Source organism: Streptomyces sp. NPDC058653, from assembly GCF_042716895.1.
GTDB lineage: Bacteria > Actinomycetota > Actinomycetes > Streptomycetales > Streptomycetaceae > Streptomyces.
In genome coordinates, this window is sequence record NZ_JBHXRM010000013.1 from 59,862 (window position 1) to 77,180 (window position 17,319).

The window sequence follows — 17,319 nt, forward strand, 5'->3', positions numbered from 1 at the left end:
GAGGTCGGTGTCTCAGTGCGCCGCGTTGCCTCACTGCGCCGCCTTCCTGGCCAGATCCGCGGCGGCGGGTGTGGCCTCGCCGCCCTTGTACGTCACGCGCCAGAGCGCGGACTTCGCGTCGGACGTGAAGAACCCACGTCCGTAGTCGAGCACGTACAGCGAGCCGTCCGGGGCGAACTTCCAGTCCATGAGGTTGCGGATGCCGCTCTCACCGACGGGGATGATCTCCTTCAACGACTCCGCGTGCACGGGCAGTCCGCCCTTGCCCGCGGTCTTGGGGTCGAGCTCCACGGCGTGCCTGGGCTGCGTCTGGTCGTAGAAGTCGCCCACGAACCACTTGCCGTCCCAGTACGACGGCCAGCCGTCGGCCGTCGCCTTCTCCGCGTCGAACCGGTAGAGGGGACCGTTCATGGTCGCCTGGCCACCGCCCTTGAGCCACGGGAGGAGGTAGGTCGCCTCCGCCTGCTTGTAGCTCGGGATGCCGTTCGCGTCACGCGGGTAGTCCGGCGCGCCGCCCTGGGGCGAGTACCAGATGGTGTTGCCCGTGATCGGCGGGATGTTGACGAGACCGTCGTTGTTCGGGGACTCGTTCTTCGGCGCGTCGCAGTTGTACCAGCCCAGCGGCTTCGACGGGTCCGGCAGGTTGCGGTCGCGGTAGGGCTGCTTGTTGCCCATGCAGTACGGCCAGCCCTGGTTGCCCGCCTTGGTGATGGCGGCGAAGGTATCGTACTTCGCCGGACCCCATGTGGTGCTCGGCGCGCCCGCGTCGGGGCCGACCCAGCCCGCGTACAGCGTGTCGGTCTTCTTGTCGACGGAGATGCGCGCCGGGTTACGGACACCCATCACATAGATCTCGCCGCGGGTCTTGTCGCCGCCCTCGGCGGTCTCCTCACCGGTGAAGAGGTTGCCCTCGGGCAGCGTGTACGTGCCGTCGTCCTCGGGGTGGATCCGCAGGATCTTCCCGTTGAGGTTGTTGGTGTTACCGGCCGTACGGCGCGCGTCCGCGAAGGAGACGCCCTTGAAGTTCGGCTGCGGGTTGTTGCCCGAGTAACCGTCGCTGAAGCCGGAGGAGTTGTTGTCCCCGGTCGCGATGTAGAGGTTGCCCTTGGAGTCCCACGCCATACCGCCACCCGAGTGACAGCAGCTGTGGATCTGCACCGGCCAGCCCAGCAGCTTCTTCTCGCTCGCGAGGTCGAGCTTGTTGGTCGCGAGGTCGAGAGTGAACCGCGAGACCCGGCGCTCGGCCATGTGGGTGTCACGGTTGATCCCCGAGTGGGGTGTGTAGTGCAGATACACCCAGCCGTTGGTCATGAAGTCGGGGTCCAGCTCGATACCGAGCAGGCCCTCCTCGTTCTTGACCAGCTCGTCGCCGCCGCCCTTGTTGCCGAAGATGGTCAGGCCGCCGGCCTTGGTGACCTTCTTCGTCTTGGGGTCGTAGACGTGGATCTGGCCCTCGCCCTTGCCGATGTCCGGGTTCGCCCAGTCGGTGACGACGGGCTGGGTGTTGTCGCCGCCGCCGCGGCCGATGTAGAAGATTCGGCCGTCGGGCGCGACGACGGTGCCGTGCGGCTCGCCGATCTGGTCCGACTCGCCTGGCTTGTTGGGCTGGGTGACACGCTCGGCCGTGTAGTTCGAGGTGATGGTCGCCTTGCAGTCGGCCCGCGAGATACGCGTGGTCCACTGGAGGGCGCCGCGCAGGTGGTCGCGGAAGTCGGTCTCGGCGTACGAGTCGACGGTGGCGCCCATGCCGGTGTAGAAGGAACGGCCGCCGTCGTAGTCCCGGCACCAGGAGATCGGGTGGTCCGCGCCGTTGGCGCCCTCACCCGGCTTGTAGGTGCTCTCCCGCAGGCGGGCGACGGTGTGCACGTCGCCGGTCGGGTTCTGGTCCCAGTTGAACCACTTGTCGGAGCGCTTCCACTCCTTCGGCAGGTTCTTGGTCGCGGGGTGCTGACGGTCACCCACCTCGACGGTCGCGCGCTGGACGGTGTCCGGGCTCGCGTCGTCGGGACGGGCACCGATCAGTCCGGTGAACCACTCCGAGTACGGCTCGGTGCGCGCCGCGTCCCGGATACCGAGGAAGCCTCCGCCGGCTTCGACGAAGGCTTCGAGTCCGGCCTCCTGCTCGGGATCCAGCACATCGCCGCCACCCGTCAGGAAGACGACCGCGTTGTACTTGCCGAGCTTGGTGGCGTTGGTGAAGACCGAACCGTCACCGTTGGTCTCGGTCTTGAACCGCTGTGCGGCCGGGCCGGTCAGGCCGATCTTCTCGATGGCCTCGATCCCGGCGTTGACGATCGGGGACTCTTCCGACGTCGAGCCGTGGAAGACGAGTACCTTCACGTTCTTACCGCCGGGCGGCGAAGGAAGGGACAACGTTGTCGACGGCGGCTCAGGGTACGGACCGGCCATGGCGTTTCCGCCTAGCAGAGTCGCGGCCATGGTGCCGGCCACCACGGCGGCGGCCATTGCGCGCCGGGATCTTGACCGGCGATGTGGTACGCGCTGCATGTGTTCACCCACCCATCTTTGGTCACAGCAACAGGCGTGAAGCTAGACCTGTTTCGGTGGCGAGCCAAGAGGTATCACCAGAATGGAACTAACTTTGTCCTGAGTGTGGATAAACGAAGATCCCCGAGCTACCGTGTGGCCGTCCCGGGGCTTCACTGTGTCCCGACAGTCTCAGCACCGCATGTGGGGAGTTCGGCATGGCGATGGACAGACGGAGTTTCAACCGGCGCCTCATGGCCGGCGGCGCGGTCGCGGCAACTGGCGTGACATCGTTGTCCGTTGCCTCGGCCTCTTCGGCCGCCCCCGCGCCGACCGCCGCCGCGGCGGGCCCGAACCGGGCGCCCGCCGGCGGCAAGGTGCACCATCTCACGATGGTGGCCGAGCGGTTGGGCACGGGGAAGATCGGCTACGGCTTCGAGAAGGGCAAGGCGACCGTCCCCGGCCCGCTCATCGACATCGTCGAGGGCGACACCGTCCACATCGAGTTCACCAACCTCACGGACGTCGACGCGAGCCTGCACGTGCACGGCGTCGACTACGACATCGCCAACGACGGCACCCGTATGAACAAGAGTCATGTACCGCCGGGTGGGAAGCGTACGTACACCTGGCGTACACACAAGCCGGGCAAGCGTGCTGACGGTACGTATCGCGAGGGCAGCGCGGGCTACTGGCACTACCACGACCATGTCGTCGGCACGGACCACGGCACGGGCGGCATCAAGCAGGGCCTCTACGGCGGTCTGGTGGTCCGCCGGGAGGGTGACATCCTCCCGGACAAGCAGTTCACGATCGTCTTCAACGACATGCAGATCAACAATCTGCCGGGGGCTCAGAGCCCCAACTTCGAGGCCACGGTGGGTGAGCGCCTCGAAGTCATCATGATCACGCACGGCGAGTTCTACCACACGTTCCACATCCACGGTCACCGCTGGGCCGACAACAGGACGGGCCTGCTCAGCGGCGCGGGCGACACCAGCCGGATCATCGACAACAAGATCACTGGACCGGCGGACTCCTTCGGGCTCCAGATCATCGCGGGCGAGGGCGTCGGCGCGGGCGCGTGGATGTACCACTGCCACGTACAGAGCCACTCCGACCAGGGCATGGCGGGCCTGTTCCTGATCGCCAAGCCGGACGGCACGATCCCCGGGTACGAGCCGCACCACCCCCAGGCGGCGAAGAAGAGCGCGAAGGGCGCGACCGCGAAGGGCGCCCACGCGGGCCACTGACGGCGCAAGCGCCACCACCGGCCGCGGCCGGACGGACCGACACCCGGCCCGCCCGCCGCGGCCGGCCGCGTGTCGGGCCCATCCAGCGCGTCGGGCCCGTGCCGCGTGTCGGGCGCCCGCACCGCGTGTCCGGCTCGTGCCGCGCGCAAAGACCACCCCGCGTGGTTCGGCCACCCGTGTCCGCCCGGCCGGAAAGTGGTGGGCGTACGGGCCCCGGGCGCGGCGTGGAGACCCCGGTTCCGCTCTCCTCTCGTACACATGCGGGGGGTCCCGATCGGTAGCAGACTCGGGAGTGGAAGCGTTACGGGGGGTCTCTCTGAGGAGCCGCGATGCTCACCACGCGTTATGTGCAAGGTTCACCGAACTGGGCCGATCTCGCCACGCCCGACATCGAGGGCGCGAAGTCCTTCTACGGAGGCGTCCTCGGCTGGGACCACGTGTCGGCCGGTCCCGAGTTCGGGGGCTACGGCATGTTCCGGCTGAACGGCAAGACCGTCGCGGGGGCCATGCAGCTCCCCGTCGAACAGGCCCCGCCGTCCTGGACCCTCTACCTCCAGACCTCGGACGCCGACGCCACCGCCACGGCCGTGAAGGACAACGGCGGCACGATCGTCAACGAGCCGATGGACGTCAGGGACCTCGGCCGCATGACCATGTGCGAAGACCCCGCGGGTGCGGACTTCGCCACCTGGCAACCGGGGACGAACGCCGGCCTGGAGGCCGTCGACGGACCGGGCACCCTCTGCTGGGCCGAGCTCACCACCCCGGACAAGAACGCCGCCACCGGCTTCTACGGCTCCGTCTTCGGCTGGGAGTCGAGCACGATGCCGATGCCCGGAGGCGACGGCGACTACACGATGGTCCATCCCGCCGGCAAAGGCCCGGAAGGCATGTTCGCGGGGATCGTCCCCTCGGAGGCCGACCCCACCTCCGACACGACCGGGCCGAACTGGCTCCTGTACTTCGGTACGGCCGACTGCGATGCTGCGGTGGCGAGCTCGGACCGGCTGGGCGGCACGACCGTCCAGGAGCCCACGGACATCGAGGGTGTCGGCCGTTTCGCCGTGGTGAACGACCCGTACGGCGCTCGTCTCGCGTTCATGCAGGGCTTCTCGCAGGACACCTGAGCGGGGCCGGAAACAGCCCTTGCGGCTCTCCCCATCTGCTCGTTGATCGAATGTTTATGGCCACCAGGCAGCGTGTGCGCCATGCAGATCGATGCAATGAAAACCCTCACCGGCCTCACCGGGCGTACGGGACAGGAACTCGCCTGGCAGGAGAACGCCCTGTGCGCCCAGACAGGGCCCGAGTTCTTCTTCCCGGCCCCCGGCTCGTCCACCCGCGAGGCGAAACAGCTCTGCGGAGCCTGTGAGGGTCGGCGCGCCTGTCTTGAATACGCCCTCGACAACGACGAGCGCTTCGGCGTGTGGGGCGGGCTCTCGGAGAAGGAGCGCGAGCGGCTGCGCCGCCGACGTTTCGGCGGCGCCGGAGCCGCGACGGCAGCGTCCGGGAGCGCCTGAGCCGGCTGAACCCGCGTCGTCGCCGTCTGGGCCGAACGGGGCGGAGACGGCGACGACGGGCGCGCCTGTGAGGAGGAGACGGGTGCCGGGGGACCGGGCCGTACGCCGTGCGGGGCGTACGGGACCCGATGCCGGTACCCGGGGGAGCTCCGCCTCGTGGAACGGCACACCCGGTGGGACACGTGAACGGTCCGTGCTGCCCACCGGAGGGCCGGAGCGCCGCGTCGGCGCAGGACGACGTCGGCTCCGGACCGCGCGGGATCAGCCCACGAGGGTCAGCCTGCGGCGCGCGCGGCCATCCGCGCCTTGCGGGCGGCGAGCTTCTCGTCGAACTTGCTCGCCTCGGAGTCGAGCCCGCCCATGTACATCCCGAGCTCTTCCTGCGCCTTGAGCCCGTCGGGGCCCAGTCCGTCGATGTCGAGCACCTTGAGATAGCGCAGCACCGGCTGCAGCACGTCGTCGTGGTGGATGCGCATGTTGTAGATCTCGCCGATCGCCATCTGCGCCGCGGCGCGCTCGAAGCCCGGCATCCCGTGCCCCGGCATCCGGAACTCGACGACCACGTCGCGTACCGCCCGCATCGTGAGGTCCGGGGCGATCTGGAAGGCCGCGCCCAGCAGATTGCGGTAGAAGACCATGTGCAGGTTCTCGTCGGTGGCGATACGCGCCAGCATCCGGTCGCAGACCGGATCACCCGACTGGTGGCCGGTGTTGCGGTGCGACACACGGGTCGCCAGCTCCTGGAAGGCGACGTACGCGACGGAGTGCAGCATCGAGTGCCGGTTGTCCGACGTGAAGCCCTCCGACATGTGCGTCATCCGGAACTGCTCCAGCTTGTCCGGGTCGACGGCGCGCGACGCCAGCAGATAGTCGCGCATCACGATGCCGTGCCGGCCCTCCTCGGCCGTCCAGCGGTGCACCCAGGTGCCCCACGCGCCGTCGCGGCCGAACAGGCTGGCGATCTCGTGGTGGTAGCTGGGGAGGTTGTCCTCGGTCAGCAGATTCACCACGAGGGCGATCTTGCCGAGATCGGTCACCTTGGACTGCTGCGGCTCCCAGGCCGTGCCGTCCTCGAAGAAACCGGGGAAGTTGCGCGCGTCGGACCAGGGCACGTACTCGTGCGGCATCCAGTCCTTGGCGACCTTGAGATGGCGGTTGAGTTCTTTCTCCACCACCTCTTCCAGTGCGTACAGCAGTCGGGCGTCGGTCCACGCCTCCGAACTGCCGAGATGGGGAGAGGTGAGTGTCACGGATGCTCCTGGGGACGGGAGTAGTACCTACGGGTTCGTAGGTTACGTGACCGTAGGTTAAGGGTGCGGTAAGGCGAGAGCCAAGACCTGATGCGCGATGCGCGCTTACAGGTGGTTATGCGCGCAGGTCGCGGAGCCGCACCGAGAGGCAGGTCACGCATCCCTCCAGTCTCTCGAACTCCGAGATGTCGACCTGGACGGGCTCGAACCCGAGATCCGCGAACAGTCCGGCGCTGCGCGGCGCGCTCGCGGCCATCAGCAGTTTCCCGCCACCGAGCAGCACCACATGTGATCCCGCCTCCTCGGGAACGGCCAGGAAGCGCGGGAAGAGCGACGGGTCGTCGACGAGCGGGGCGTGCCCGACGACCGTCCCGTCGGGCAGCGCGGTCACCGCTGATTTCAGGTGCAGCGCCTTGCTCACCGGTACGGCGACGACACGCGCGCCCAGCGGCTCGAACGCGGCGCGCACCTGCCGTACGCCCTCCTCGTTGGTCCGTCCGCCCTGCCCCACGTACACCGTGTCGCCGACCTTCAGCACATCGCCGCCGTCGAGCGTGCCCGGCTCCCGTACCCGCTCGACCGAACACCCGAGCGCGACGAGCGTCTCCTCCACGGCCGGGGTCTCCGGCCGGCGCGACTCGGCACCCGAACGGGCGATCAGCGCGACGTTGCGGAACATGACCACCGTGTCCTCGACGAACACCGCGTCCGGGCAGTCGTCGGCGGGCGCCGCCTCCACCGTCTCCCAGCCGTGCGCCCGCAGGGCCTCGGTGTACGACTCCCACTGCGCGAGGGCCAGTCCGGCGTCGACCGGTGTGCGCTCCAGATGGGTCACCAGGCCCTCGGCGAGACGCGGGCCGGGGCGTCGGATCAGGGCTTTTCCGTGCGGCATGGGGACCTCCGGATCGGGTCGTGGGCTCCTCGGGCCGAGGAGCCGTCCACGCTACGTCAGCCCGTACGCGCCGAAGAGGCGCGGTCACCGCGGCGGCACGGTCACCGGCGGGAGGCCCTCACATCCCGAGATCCCGCCGCAGGTACGCGGCGGTGAACGACTTGGGGTGGCGCAGCAGTTCGGCCGGTGTCCCCTCGAAGAGGATCTCGCCGCCGTGCTTCCCGCCGTCGGGGCCGAGGTCGACCACCCAGTCCGCGCGCTTGACCACCTCCATGTTGTGTTCGACGCAGATCACCGTGTTCCCCGCGTCCACCAGCCGGTCGAGCAGTGTCATCAGCGTGCCCACGTCCGCCATGTGCAGCCCGGTCGTCGGCTCGTCCAGCACGTACACGCTGCCCGTACGGTGCAGTTGGGTCGCCAGCTTGATGCGCTGACGCTCGCCGCCCGACAGGGAGCTGAGCGGCTGACCGAGCGTCAGATAGGTCAGCCCCACGTCGTTCAGGGTCCGCAGCTTGCGCAGCGTCGCCCGGTCGCCGCCGAACTGCCCCAAGAACGGAATCGCCTGAGCGGCCGTCATGTCCAGTACGTCGACGATGGACCTGCCTCCCACCCGGAGCGCCAGCACCTGCTCGCCGAACCGCCGTCCCTCGCACCTCTGGCAGACCGTCGTCACCGGGTCCATGAACGCCAGATCCGTCTGGATGATCCCCCGCCCCGCGCAACCGGAGCAGGCGCCCGAGGAGTTGAAGCTGAAGAGCCCGGGCTCGACGCCGTTCTCCCGCGCGTACAGCTTGCGGATGCTGTCCATCGCGCCGAGGTACGAGACCGGGGTGGAGCGCGACGAGGCCGTGATCGCGCCCTGGTCGATGACGATCGCGTCCGGGTGGGCCGCCGTGAAGACCTCGGAGACGAGCGTCGACTTCCCCGACCCGGCGACACCGGTCACCGCCGTCAGCACCCCGGCCGGGAACAGGACGTCGATGCCCTTCAGATTGTGCAACGCGGCCCCTCTCACCGGCAGTTGGCCGGTGGGGGAGCGGAACCCCTCCTTGACGGGGGTACGGCTCACGAGATGCCGGCCCGTGAGGGTGTCCGCCTCCCGCAGCCGCTCCACCGTCCCCTCGAACACCACCTCGCCGCCGTCCGCGCCCGCCGCCGGTCCCATGTCGACGACATGGTCAGCGATCGCCACCACGTCCGGGTCGTGCTCCACCACCAGCACCGTGTTGCCCCGGTCGCGCAGCCGCCGCAGCAGATCGTTCAGCCGTCCCACGTCCCGTGGATGCAGACCCACACTCGGCTCGTCGAAGATGAAGGTCAGCCCGGTCAGCGAACTCCCCAGATGGCGCACCATCTTGAGGCGCTGTCCCTCGCCGCCGGAGAGTGTGGTCGTCTCCCGGTCCAGGCTCAGATAGCCGAGCCCGATCCCCACCAGCCGGTCGAGCCGCTCGCGCGCGGCGGTGGCGATCGGCGTGGCCACCGGGTCGTCGATCGCCGCCAGCACGTCCACCAGGTCCCCGACCTCCATCCGGGTGCAGTCGGCGATGGACAGGCCGTCGATACGGGTGGCGAGAGCCGCCGCGTTGAGCCGCGCCCCGCCGCACGCGTCGCACACCCGCTGCGCGGTGAACCTGCTCGCGGCCTCCATGCGCTTCTCCGACAGGCCGGCCGTGTCGCGCTTGAGGAAGAGCCGGGTGAAGCGGCCCACGACGCCCTCGAACCGTACGTCCGCCGAGCCGGTCCGCAGCTCCAGCCGGACGGTGAAGTCACCGCCGTGCAGCAGGAGTCGGCGCTCCTCGGCGGTGTACCGGTCGAGAGGCTTGTCCGGGTCGAAGTGCCCGGACCCGGCGTACAGGTGCCACTCCCAGTTGCCCACCGAGAGGCCCGGCAGCAGCAGCGCGCCGCCGTTCAGGGACTTCGACCAGTCGATTGCGCGGTCGAGATCGAGCCGTACGACCCTGCCCACGCCGTCGCACTCGGGACACATGCCGGAGGGGTCGTTGAAGGAGTACGCGCCGGCCGCCCCCGCGCTCGGCGTGCCGTACCGCGAGAACAGCACCCGGAGCACCGAGTAGATGTCGGTCATCGTCCCGACGGTGGAGCGGACGTTGCCGCCGACCGGCTTCTGGTCGATGACGATCGCCACCGACAGGTCGTCGATCGCCTCGACGTGCGGCCGCTCGTACTTGGGCAGCCGGTTCCTGATGAACGTCGAGAAGGTCTCGTTGAGCTGGCGCCGCGACTCCACCGCGATGGTGTCGAAGACGATGGACGACTTGCCGGAACCGGAGACCCCGGTGAAGACGGTGATCCGGTCCTTCGGAATGGTCAGCGAGACGTCCTTGAGGTTGTTCTCACGGGCGCCCACGATGGTGATGTTCTGAGGCATGGGCCCGAAGCTAATCGGGAATCCAGACAGCCTCTGTCCGGATTCCCGATCGCGCCCCCGATCGCGCCCCGATCGCGCTCTCGACGGTGCTCCCGACCGGCCTCGGGGACGGCTTCCCCGCCGCCTTCCGGGTCTCTTCCGCGGGCTCTACGACGGCGGCAGTCCCGCCCGTACCTCCTCCACCGTCGTGTCACGCAGCTCGCCGTCCAGCACCAGCCACCGCGTGATGCCGATCGACTCCAGGAACCGCACGTCGTGGCTCGCCACGACCAGGGCGCCCCGATAGGCCCCCAGCGCCGCCGTGAGCTTCCGCACGCTCGCCAGATCGAGACTGTTCGTCGGCTCGTCCAGCATCAGCAGACGGGGCGCGGGCTCCGCGAGCAGCAGGGCGGCGAGCGACGCGCGGAACCGCTCCCCGCCCGACAGGGTCCCGACCGGCTGGTTCGCCCGTGCGCCCCGGAAGAGGAACCGCGCGAGCCGCGCCCGGATCTCGTTGTCCGTGGCACCCGGGCGCGAACCGCGCGACGTTCTCCACGACGGTCAGCCCGTCGTCCAGGACGTCGAGCCGCTGCGGCAGGAAACGCGTCGGCACCAGCGCCTCGGCCTCACCCGCGACCGGTGCCAGCTCGCCCGCGAGCGTCCGCAGCAGCGTCGTTTTGCCCGCCGCGTTCCGGCCCACCAGCGCGATCCGCTCGGGGCCGTGGATCGCGAACTCGCCCCCGGCCCGGGCGCCGTAGCGCAGCCTCAGCTCCCGCAGACGCAGCACACCGATACCGGAGTGGACCTCGGTGGCGGGCAGTTCGATCCGTATCTCGTCGTCGTCACGCACCGCCTCCACCGCCTCGTCGAGCCGTTCCCTGGCCTCCGCCAGCTTCGTGGTGTGCGTGGCGCGGTGCTTGCCCGCCGACACCTGCGCCTGGCGCCGGCGCTCCTGCATGATCGTCTTCGGCTCGCGCCTGGTGTCCCACATCTTCTGGCCGTAGCGCTTGCGCCGGGCCAACTTGACCTCCGCGTCGGCCAGTTCGCGCTTCTGCCGGCGCACATCGCTCTCGGCGACGCGCACCATCCGCTCGGCGGCCTCCTGTTCGACGGCGAGGGCCTCCTCGTACGCGGGGAGGTTCCCGCCGTACCAGGTGACCTCGCCGTCCCGCAGATCGGCGATCCGGTCGACCAGATCCAGCAGCTCACGGTCGTGACTGACCACGACCAGCACCCCTGAGAACGCGGCGACGGCCTCATGGAGCCGCCCGCGCGCGTACCGGTCCAGATTGTTCGTCGGCTCGTCCAGGAGCAGCACCGACGGACGGGCCAGCAGCAGGGCCGCCAGCCGCAGCAGGACGCACTCGCCGCCCGACATCTCGCCGATGGTCCGGTCCAGACCGATATGGCCGAGCCCCAGCTGGTCGAGTACGGCACGCGCCCGCTCCTCGACGTTCCAGTCGTCGCCGACGGCGGCGAGGTTCGCCTCGCTCGCGTCACCCGCCTCGACGGCGAGCAGCGCCGCGCGGGTGTCGGCGACGCCGAGCGCCCGGTCGACACGGAGACCGGTGTCGAGCACGGCGTTCTGCGGGAGACGGGCGATCTCGCCCACCACGCCGATCCTGCCCTCGGTGGGGGTGAGTTCGCCGGCGATCAGCCTCAACAGGGTTGATTTCCCTGAACCGTTGAGGCCGACGAGGCCGGTCCTGCCGGGGCCGACGGCCAGCTGGAGGTCGTCGAAGACGACGGAGCCGTCCGGCCAGGCGAAGGAGAGGGCGGAGCAGGTGATATGGGGGGAAGTCGACATACGGGTCTCCAGGCTGCTGCGAAGGGATGCGAGGCAACGGTGGGAGACACCGGCAGAGGGCACCGGGGAAGGACGGCTCGACAGCCGAGGTCACACGCGGTGCGCGCGGGCGGTGAGCCGCGCGGCACGGTGTCTCATGACCTCAGAGGAACAACGTCCCACTCCGTTCGGCGACAACAGGACCGCTGTGCACGGTACGAGGGGGCGGGCGCCGGAGGCAACGCGTTTTACGGGAGGGGCGGGGGAGCCGGAGGGGTCCGGGCTTCAGCAGGCGTCGCGCAGCAACTCCGCGACGTCGTGGTCCAGATCGAGATACAGATGCTCACGGCCGACCGGCACGACGCCCAGGGAGCGGTCCAGGAAACGCCGTACCTCCGAGGTGCGGACATGGACCATCGCGACGCCCTCGGGGGCGTGGAACTCAAGGACCGTACGGTCGTAGCCGAACGGCCGCACCCGTACGTCACCGAGCCCGGCCGGTTCGTCCATCCCGACGGTCAGCAACTCCCGGGAGAACGCCCAGGAGACCTCCGTCCCCTCCAGCGTCGCCGTGGGCGGGAACGCCATCCGCACCGCGAACGGATCCTCGCCGTCGTAGCGCAGGGTCGCGGGAACGGTCTCCAGCTGCGGCGCCGAAGCGACCAGCCGGGCTTGCAGGGCCTGCTCGATGACGGTGGACAAGGCCAGCTCCCCTTCGCACGGCTCGGGCGGATGAGTCTCCTCCGCTACAGGGAAAGACGACGCAACGGGCTGAAGAGTGCTCGGTGAACGGCGTGACCTGCGTCACCGTTTTTGCTACCGGCGGGTCGGGTGCTCCACGGCGCCCCCGCGCCCCGGATGTACGTCGATCCGCCCGGCCGTGACGGGGTCCCGGCACTACGCTGGGCCCACCATGACGACGATCAGGACACCCGCCGACGAGGCCGAAGCCAGGGCGATCCAGGACGAGTTGCGCGAACTGGTCGTGCGGGGCGACGAGGGGCCGGCGGTCGGGACCGGGCTGGTGACCGGGGTCGACGTGGCCTACGACGACGAACGGGACATCGTCGCCGCCGCCGCGGTCGTCCTCGACGCGGCGACCCTCGCCGTCGTGGACGAGGCGACCGCCGTCGGCCGGGTCAGCTTCCCGTACGTGCCGGGACTGCTCGCCTTCCGCGAGATCCCCACCGTCCTCGCCGCCCTCGACGCCCTGACGTCGGACCCGGGACTGGTGGTCTGCGACGGCTACGGCCGCGCCCATCCCCGCCGGTTCGGGCTCGCCGCCCATCTCGGGGTGCTCACGGGACTGCCGGTGTTCGGCGTCGCCAAGAACCCGTTCACCTTCTCGTACGAGCAACCCGGCACCCGGCGCGGCGAGTTCACGCCCCTGCTCGCCGACGACGGTGAGGAGGTGGGCCGGGCGCTGCGGACGCGGGACGGTGTGAAGCCCGTCTTCGTCTCCGCCGGCCACCGGACCGGACTCGACACCGCCTGTGCGCACACCCTGTGGCTGACCCCGGAGTTCCGTATCCCGGAGACCACCCGCAGGGCGGACGCGCTCTGCCGTCGAGCGCTGAGCGAGGCCGTGGGGGCCGCGCCCGGAAACAAATACGACGCGGAGCGATGAGTTTCGCGCGGTGCACCGGTCTGCCCCTCGAAGAGAACGGCACACAGGCGAGGGGCAGGCGAACCGCGCCGAACAAGCTGACCCGCCGGCGGACCACGCGAGTGCCGCCGACGGGTCCGGTACGAGCGCGGCGGCCCGTGCTGGGGGCGGGCCGCCGCGCTCTCGCATCCGCAGGGGGGCGGCCGGGCCCGGCCGCCCGCCGGCTCTCAGCGCGCGTGCGCGACCCGGAAGACCATCCCGGCCGACCGCAGCCGCTCCAGCAGCGCGTCGCCCATCGCGGCGGCCGTGGTGACCTGCCCCGACGTCTCGGGGAGATCGTCGAAGGCCAGGCTCAACGCCACCTCGGCCAGCATCTTCGCCGTCTCGTCGTAGCCCGGGTCACCGCCCGCCACCTCCGTGAACACCCTGCGTCCACCGCCCTCGCCGACGAACCGCGCCATGAACCAGCTGCCGCTCCTGCGTGCCTCGCCCGGCCCCGTCCCCGGCTCGTAGTAGTTCGTCAGCGTCCGCCGGACCGCCGGAATCTGCGCCAGCGCGGCGCCCGCGCCCGCCGCCACCGCGCCGCCGAGCGCGACCGGCAGCGTCCTGACCCCGGCGAAGTGCCGGTAGCGGAAGTCGGGGCCGTACCGGGGCAGAGCCGCCGCCGAGCGCGCCACGACCCGCGCGTCCAGGGTGGGCAGCGGCAGCGCCCAGAAGCCGGTCTCCCTGTTGAAGTGCGGCCTGCCCAGCGGCCCGACCGCGCGCCGCCCGACCAGCCGGGGCTCGTGCAGCCGCCGCAGCTTCGCGGCCTCCATGGCCTGGCGCCCCCGGCTCAGCGCGTTCATCGCCGTCGCGAGGGTCCCGCCGGAGAAGAACGCGTTCGTGCGGACGAACCCGTCGATACGCAGCGGCACATCGGCGGGCAGCTGCTTGACCGTGAAGTACGCGCCCAGATCGTGCGGTATGCAGTCGAACCCGCAGGCGTGGATCAGCCGTGCCCCGGTCTGCCGGGCCCGGTCCTCGTACGCCACATACATCCGGTCGACGAACTCCTGCTCACCTGAGATGTCCGCGTAGTCCGTCCCGGCCTCCGCGCACGCGGCGACGAGGCCCTCGCCGTGCCGGACATAGGGGCCGACGGTCGTGGCGAGCACCTGGGTGGACTCGGCGAGCGACCGGAGGGAGGCCGGGTCGGAGGAGTCGGCCACCAGCAGCGGCAGGTCCGCGCAGTGCGGGGCGAGCCCGGCCAGCCGGTCCCGCAGCTTCTCCAGCCTGTCCCGGTCGCGGCCGGCCATCGCCCATCGGCACTCCTTCGGCGCGGTCAGGGCGAGATATTCGGCCGTGAGTGCTCCGACGAAGCCTGTCGCCCCGAAGAGCACCACGTGGTACGGGCGTTCTGCCCCGTTCTGCCTGTTCATCGAGTCCTCGCCGTTCGAGCCGGGCCGCTGTCGGGGGCGAAGGGTAGCGCCTGGGGCGGTGGGCCGGGGCAGGGGGTGAGCCGCGCCGGACGCCGCGCGGGCGCCCGTGGGTGGCCGCGCGGGATGTCATTCCGTGGAAGTCTGCGACCATCTAAGAAGAACAAGCGCTTGCTTGCCGAGCCGCCCCGGCGGGGCTTGTGCGGAGTGGTGGGCGTTCCTAACATCATTGCTGTTACATCGTTGGTGTCACACTGCTGGGGGCTCACCATGACAGCGACAGCGAGCGGCCGAGACGCCGCCGGCCCGGCCGCGAACGGCCCGCTGGCCGGGGTGCGGGTGGTCGAGCTGGCCGGTATCGGGCCGGGCCCGTTCGCCGCCATGCAGCTGGCCGACCTCGGCGCCGACGTCGTACGGGTCGACCGTCCCGGCGGCGCCGGGCTCGGCATCGACCCGCGGTTCGACCTCATGAACCGCAACAAACGCTCCGTGCTGCTCGACCTCAAGGCCGACGAGGGCCCCGCCCGGCTCCTGGATCTCGTGGAGCGCGCCGACATCCTCATTGAGGGCTACCGGCCCGGCGTCGCCGAACGCCTCGGCATCGGCCCCGAGGAATGCCTCGCCCGCAATCCCCGGCTCGTCTACGGCCGGATGACCGGCTGGGGCCAGGACGGCCCGCTCGCGCAGCGCGCCGGGCACGACATCGACTACATCGCCGTCGCCGGCACGCTCTCCATGTTCGGCGACGCCGACCGGCCGCCCACCGTGCCCGCCAACCTCGTCGGCGACTACGCGAGCGGCTCGCTCTATCTCGTCATCGGCGTCCTCGCCGCGCTCCAGCACGCCCGCACCCCCGGCGGCAGCGGCCAGGTGGTGGACGCGGCCATCGTCGACGGCGCCGCCCATCTGACCACGATGATCCACGCGATGACGGCGGCCGGCGGCTGGCAGGACCGGCGGGGGGCGAACCTGCTGGACGGCGGCGCCCCCTTCTACGGCAACTACGAGACCGCAGACGGCGAGTACATGGCCGTCGGCGCGCTGGAGCAGCGCTTCTACAACGAGTTCATCGAGCTGCTCGGCATCAAGGACGACGTCCCCGCCCGCAAGGACTTCGCGCGCTGGGACGGACTGAAGGCGGCGATCACCGCCCGGTTCAAGGAGAGGACCCGTGCCGAGTGGACGGCCGTCTTCGAGGAGTCCGACGCCTGCGTGGCGCCCGTCCTCTCGCTGCGCGAGGCCCCCGCCCACCCGCACCTGGTGGCCCGTGGCACATTCACCGACCACGCGGGCATCACCCAGCCGGCCCCCGCGCCACGCTTCTCGGCCACGCCCACCTCCGTACGGAGCGCGCCCGCGCTGCCGGGCGCGGACACCGAGGGGATCGCCGACGACTGGGACGTACCGAGCATCAGGAGCGGCACCGGTACACCTGGCGCCCCCGGCACACCTGGCACCGCCCCCGGCACCCCGAGCACGTCCGGCACCTCCCACGACTCCGAAAGGCCGCTGTCTTGAGTACCGAAGCGTTCGTCTACGACGCGATCCGCACCCCGCGCGGTCGCGGCAAGGCCAACGGTGCCCTGCACGGCACCAAGCCGATCGATCTCGTCGTCGGTCTGATCCACGAGATCCGCGACCGGTTCCCCGGGCTCGACCCGGCGGCGATCGACGACGTCGTCCTCGGAGTCGTCAGCCCCCTCGGCGACCAGGGCTCCGACATCGCGCGGACCGCCGCCGTCGCCGCCGGACTGCCCGACACCGTCGCCGGCGTCCAGGAGAACCGCTTCTGCGCCTCCGGCCTCGAAGCGGTCAACCTGGCTGCGGCCAAGATCCGTTCGGGCTGGGAGGACCTGGTCCTGGCCGGCGGCGTCGAGTCGATGTCCCGCGTGCCGATGGGCTCCGACGGCGGCGCCTGGGCGATGGACCCGATGACCAACATCCGTACGGGCTTCGCCCCCCAGGGCATCGGCGCCGACCTGATCGCCACCATCGGCGGCTTCACCCGGCGCGACGTCGACGAGTTCGCCGCCCTGTCGCAGGAGCGCGCGGCCGCGGCCTGGAAGGACGGCCGCTTCGCGCGCTCCGTCGTACCCGTCGTCGACGTCAACGGACTCACCGTCCTCGACCGCGACGAGCATCTGCGCCCCGGCACCACGGCCGACTCGCTCGCCGCGCTCAAGCCCTCCTTCGCACAGATCGGCGAACTCGGCGGATTCGACGCCGTGGCGCTCCAGAAGTACCACTGGGTCGAGAAGATCGACCACGTCCACCACGCGGGCAACTCCTCGGGCATCGTGGACGGCGCCTCCCTTGTCGCGATCGGCTCGAAGGAGACCGGCGAGCGGTACGGCATGCGCCCGCGCGCCCGTATCGTCTCGGCCGCCGTCTCCGGCTCCGAGCCCACCATCATGCTGACCGGCCCCGCGCCCGCCAGCCGCAAGGCACTCGCCAAGGCCGGACTGACCATCGACGACATCGACCTCGTGGAGATCAACGAGGCGTTCGCCGCGGTCGTCCTGCGCTACATCGGCGAGATGGGGCTCTCGCTCGACAAGGTCAACGTCAACGGCGGCGCCATCGCGCTCGGCCACCCGCTCGGCGCCACCGGCGCGATGATCCTCGGCACGCTCGTGGACGAACTGGAGCGCCAGGACAAGCGGTACGGCCTCGCCACGCTCTGCGTCGGCGGCGGCATGGGAGTCGCCACCATCGTCGAACGCGTCTGACCGTCCCCTCCGC

At 70.5% G+C, this 17,319-nt stretch carries 12 protein-coding genes and 1 pseudogene; 6 read left to right on the forward strand and 7 right to left on the reverse strand.

Features of this window, described 5'->3' with window-relative positions:
- Window positions 1-30: 30 nt before the first annotated feature.
- On the reverse strand, window positions 31-2,508 hold the full coding sequence (locus ACFWU9_RS13980) for a ThuA domain-containing protein (RefSeq protein ID WP_384317844.1): 2,478 nt from the start codon (window positions 2,506-2,508) through the stop codon (window positions 31-33).
- Between the two features lie 203 nt (window positions 2,509-2,711).
- Here ACFWU9_RS13980 and ACFWU9_RS13985 point away from each other — a divergent pair, with 203 nt between their 5' ends.
- The 3 genes from ACFWU9_RS13985 (at window position 2,712) to ACFWU9_RS13995 (ending at window position 5,260) form a co-directional block, all read left to right on the forward strand.
- Entirely contained in the window at window positions 2,712-3,740 is a 1,029-nt protein-coding gene (locus tag ACFWU9_RS13985; RefSeq protein ID WP_384318035.1) for a multicopper oxidase domain-containing protein, read from the forward strand.
- Between the two features lie 329 nt (window positions 3,741-4,069).
- Entirely contained in the window at window positions 4,070-4,867 is a 798-nt protein-coding gene (locus ACFWU9_RS13990) for a VOC family protein (protein ID WP_384317847.1), read from the forward strand.
- Window positions 4,868-4,948: 81 nt separating this feature from the next.
- Window positions 4,949-5,260, forward strand: coding sequence for a WhiB family transcriptional regulator (locus tag ACFWU9_RS13995; protein ID WP_384317851.1), 312 nt, complete (start codon window positions 4,949-4,951; stop codon window positions 5,258-5,260).
- Window positions 5,261-5,535: 275 nt separating this feature from the next.
- On the opposite strand, the gene ACFWU9_RS14000 is transcribed toward ACFWU9_RS13995, so the two are convergent.
- The 5 genes and pseudogenes from ACFWU9_RS14000 to ACFWU9_RS14020 form a co-directional block, all read right to left on the reverse strand.
- Window positions 5,536-6,510 (reverse strand): acyl-ACP desaturase, encoded by a 975-nt coding sequence (locus ACFWU9_RS14000; protein WP_384317854.1) that lies wholly within the window; start codon window positions 6,508-6,510, stop codon window positions 5,536-5,538.
- 115 nt (window positions 6,511-6,625) lie between these two features.
- Complete coding sequence (gene ddaH / locus ACFWU9_RS14005) at window positions 6,626-7,402, reverse strand: dimethylargininase (RefSeq protein WP_384317857.1); 777 nt, start codon at window positions 7,400-7,402, stop codon at window positions 6,626-6,628.
- A 118-nt stretch (window positions 7,403-7,520) separates the two neighbouring features.
- Window positions 7,521-9,791: an ATP-binding cassette domain-containing protein gene (locus tag ACFWU9_RS14010; protein ID WP_384317860.1), complete on the reverse strand. Its 2,271-nt coding sequence runs from the start codon at window positions 9,789-9,791 to the stop codon at window positions 7,521-7,523.
- A gap of 147 nt (window positions 9,792-9,938) precedes the next feature.
- A pseudogene (locus tag ACFWU9_RS14015) lies at window positions 9,939-11,577 on the reverse strand (ABC-F family ATP-binding cassette domain-containing protein).
- Between the two features lie 264 nt (window positions 11,578-11,841).
- Entirely contained in the window at window positions 11,842-12,258 is a 417-nt protein-coding gene (locus tag ACFWU9_RS14020) for an SsgA family sporulation/cell division regulator (protein ID WP_384317863.1), read from the reverse strand.
- A gap of 211 nt (window positions 12,259-12,469) precedes the next feature.
- Here ACFWU9_RS14020 and ACFWU9_RS14025 point away from each other — a divergent pair, with 211 nt between their 5' ends.
- The gene (locus ACFWU9_RS14025) at window positions 12,470-13,183 is read left to right on the forward strand and encodes an endonuclease V (protein WP_384317865.1); all 714 of its coding nucleotides are present in this window, start codon (window positions 12,470-12,472) and stop codon (window positions 13,181-13,183) included.
- A 206-nt stretch (window positions 13,184-13,389) separates the two neighbouring features.
- On the opposite strand, the gene ACFWU9_RS14030 is transcribed toward ACFWU9_RS14025, so the two are convergent.
- Window positions 13,390-14,580 (reverse strand): saccharopine dehydrogenase family protein, encoded by a 1,191-nt coding sequence (locus ACFWU9_RS14030; RefSeq protein WP_384317867.1) that lies wholly within the window; start codon window positions 14,578-14,580, stop codon window positions 13,390-13,392.
- Between the two features lie 267 nt (window positions 14,581-14,847).
- On the opposite strand from ACFWU9_RS14030, the gene ACFWU9_RS14035 reads away from it, so the two are divergent.
- Window positions 14,848-16,095, forward strand: coding sequence for a CaiB/BaiF CoA transferase family protein (locus tag ACFWU9_RS14035; protein ID WP_384317869.1), 1,248 nt, complete (start codon window positions 14,848-14,850; stop codon window positions 16,093-16,095).
- Complete coding sequence (locus ACFWU9_RS14040; RefSeq protein WP_384317871.1) at window positions 16,092-17,306, forward strand: acetyl-CoA C-acetyltransferase; 1,215 nt, start codon at window positions 16,092-16,094, stop codon at window positions 17,304-17,306. Before ACFWU9_RS14035 ends, ACFWU9_RS14040 begins: the two co-directional genes overlap by 4 nt.
- Window positions 17,307-17,319 lie beyond the last annotated feature (13 nt).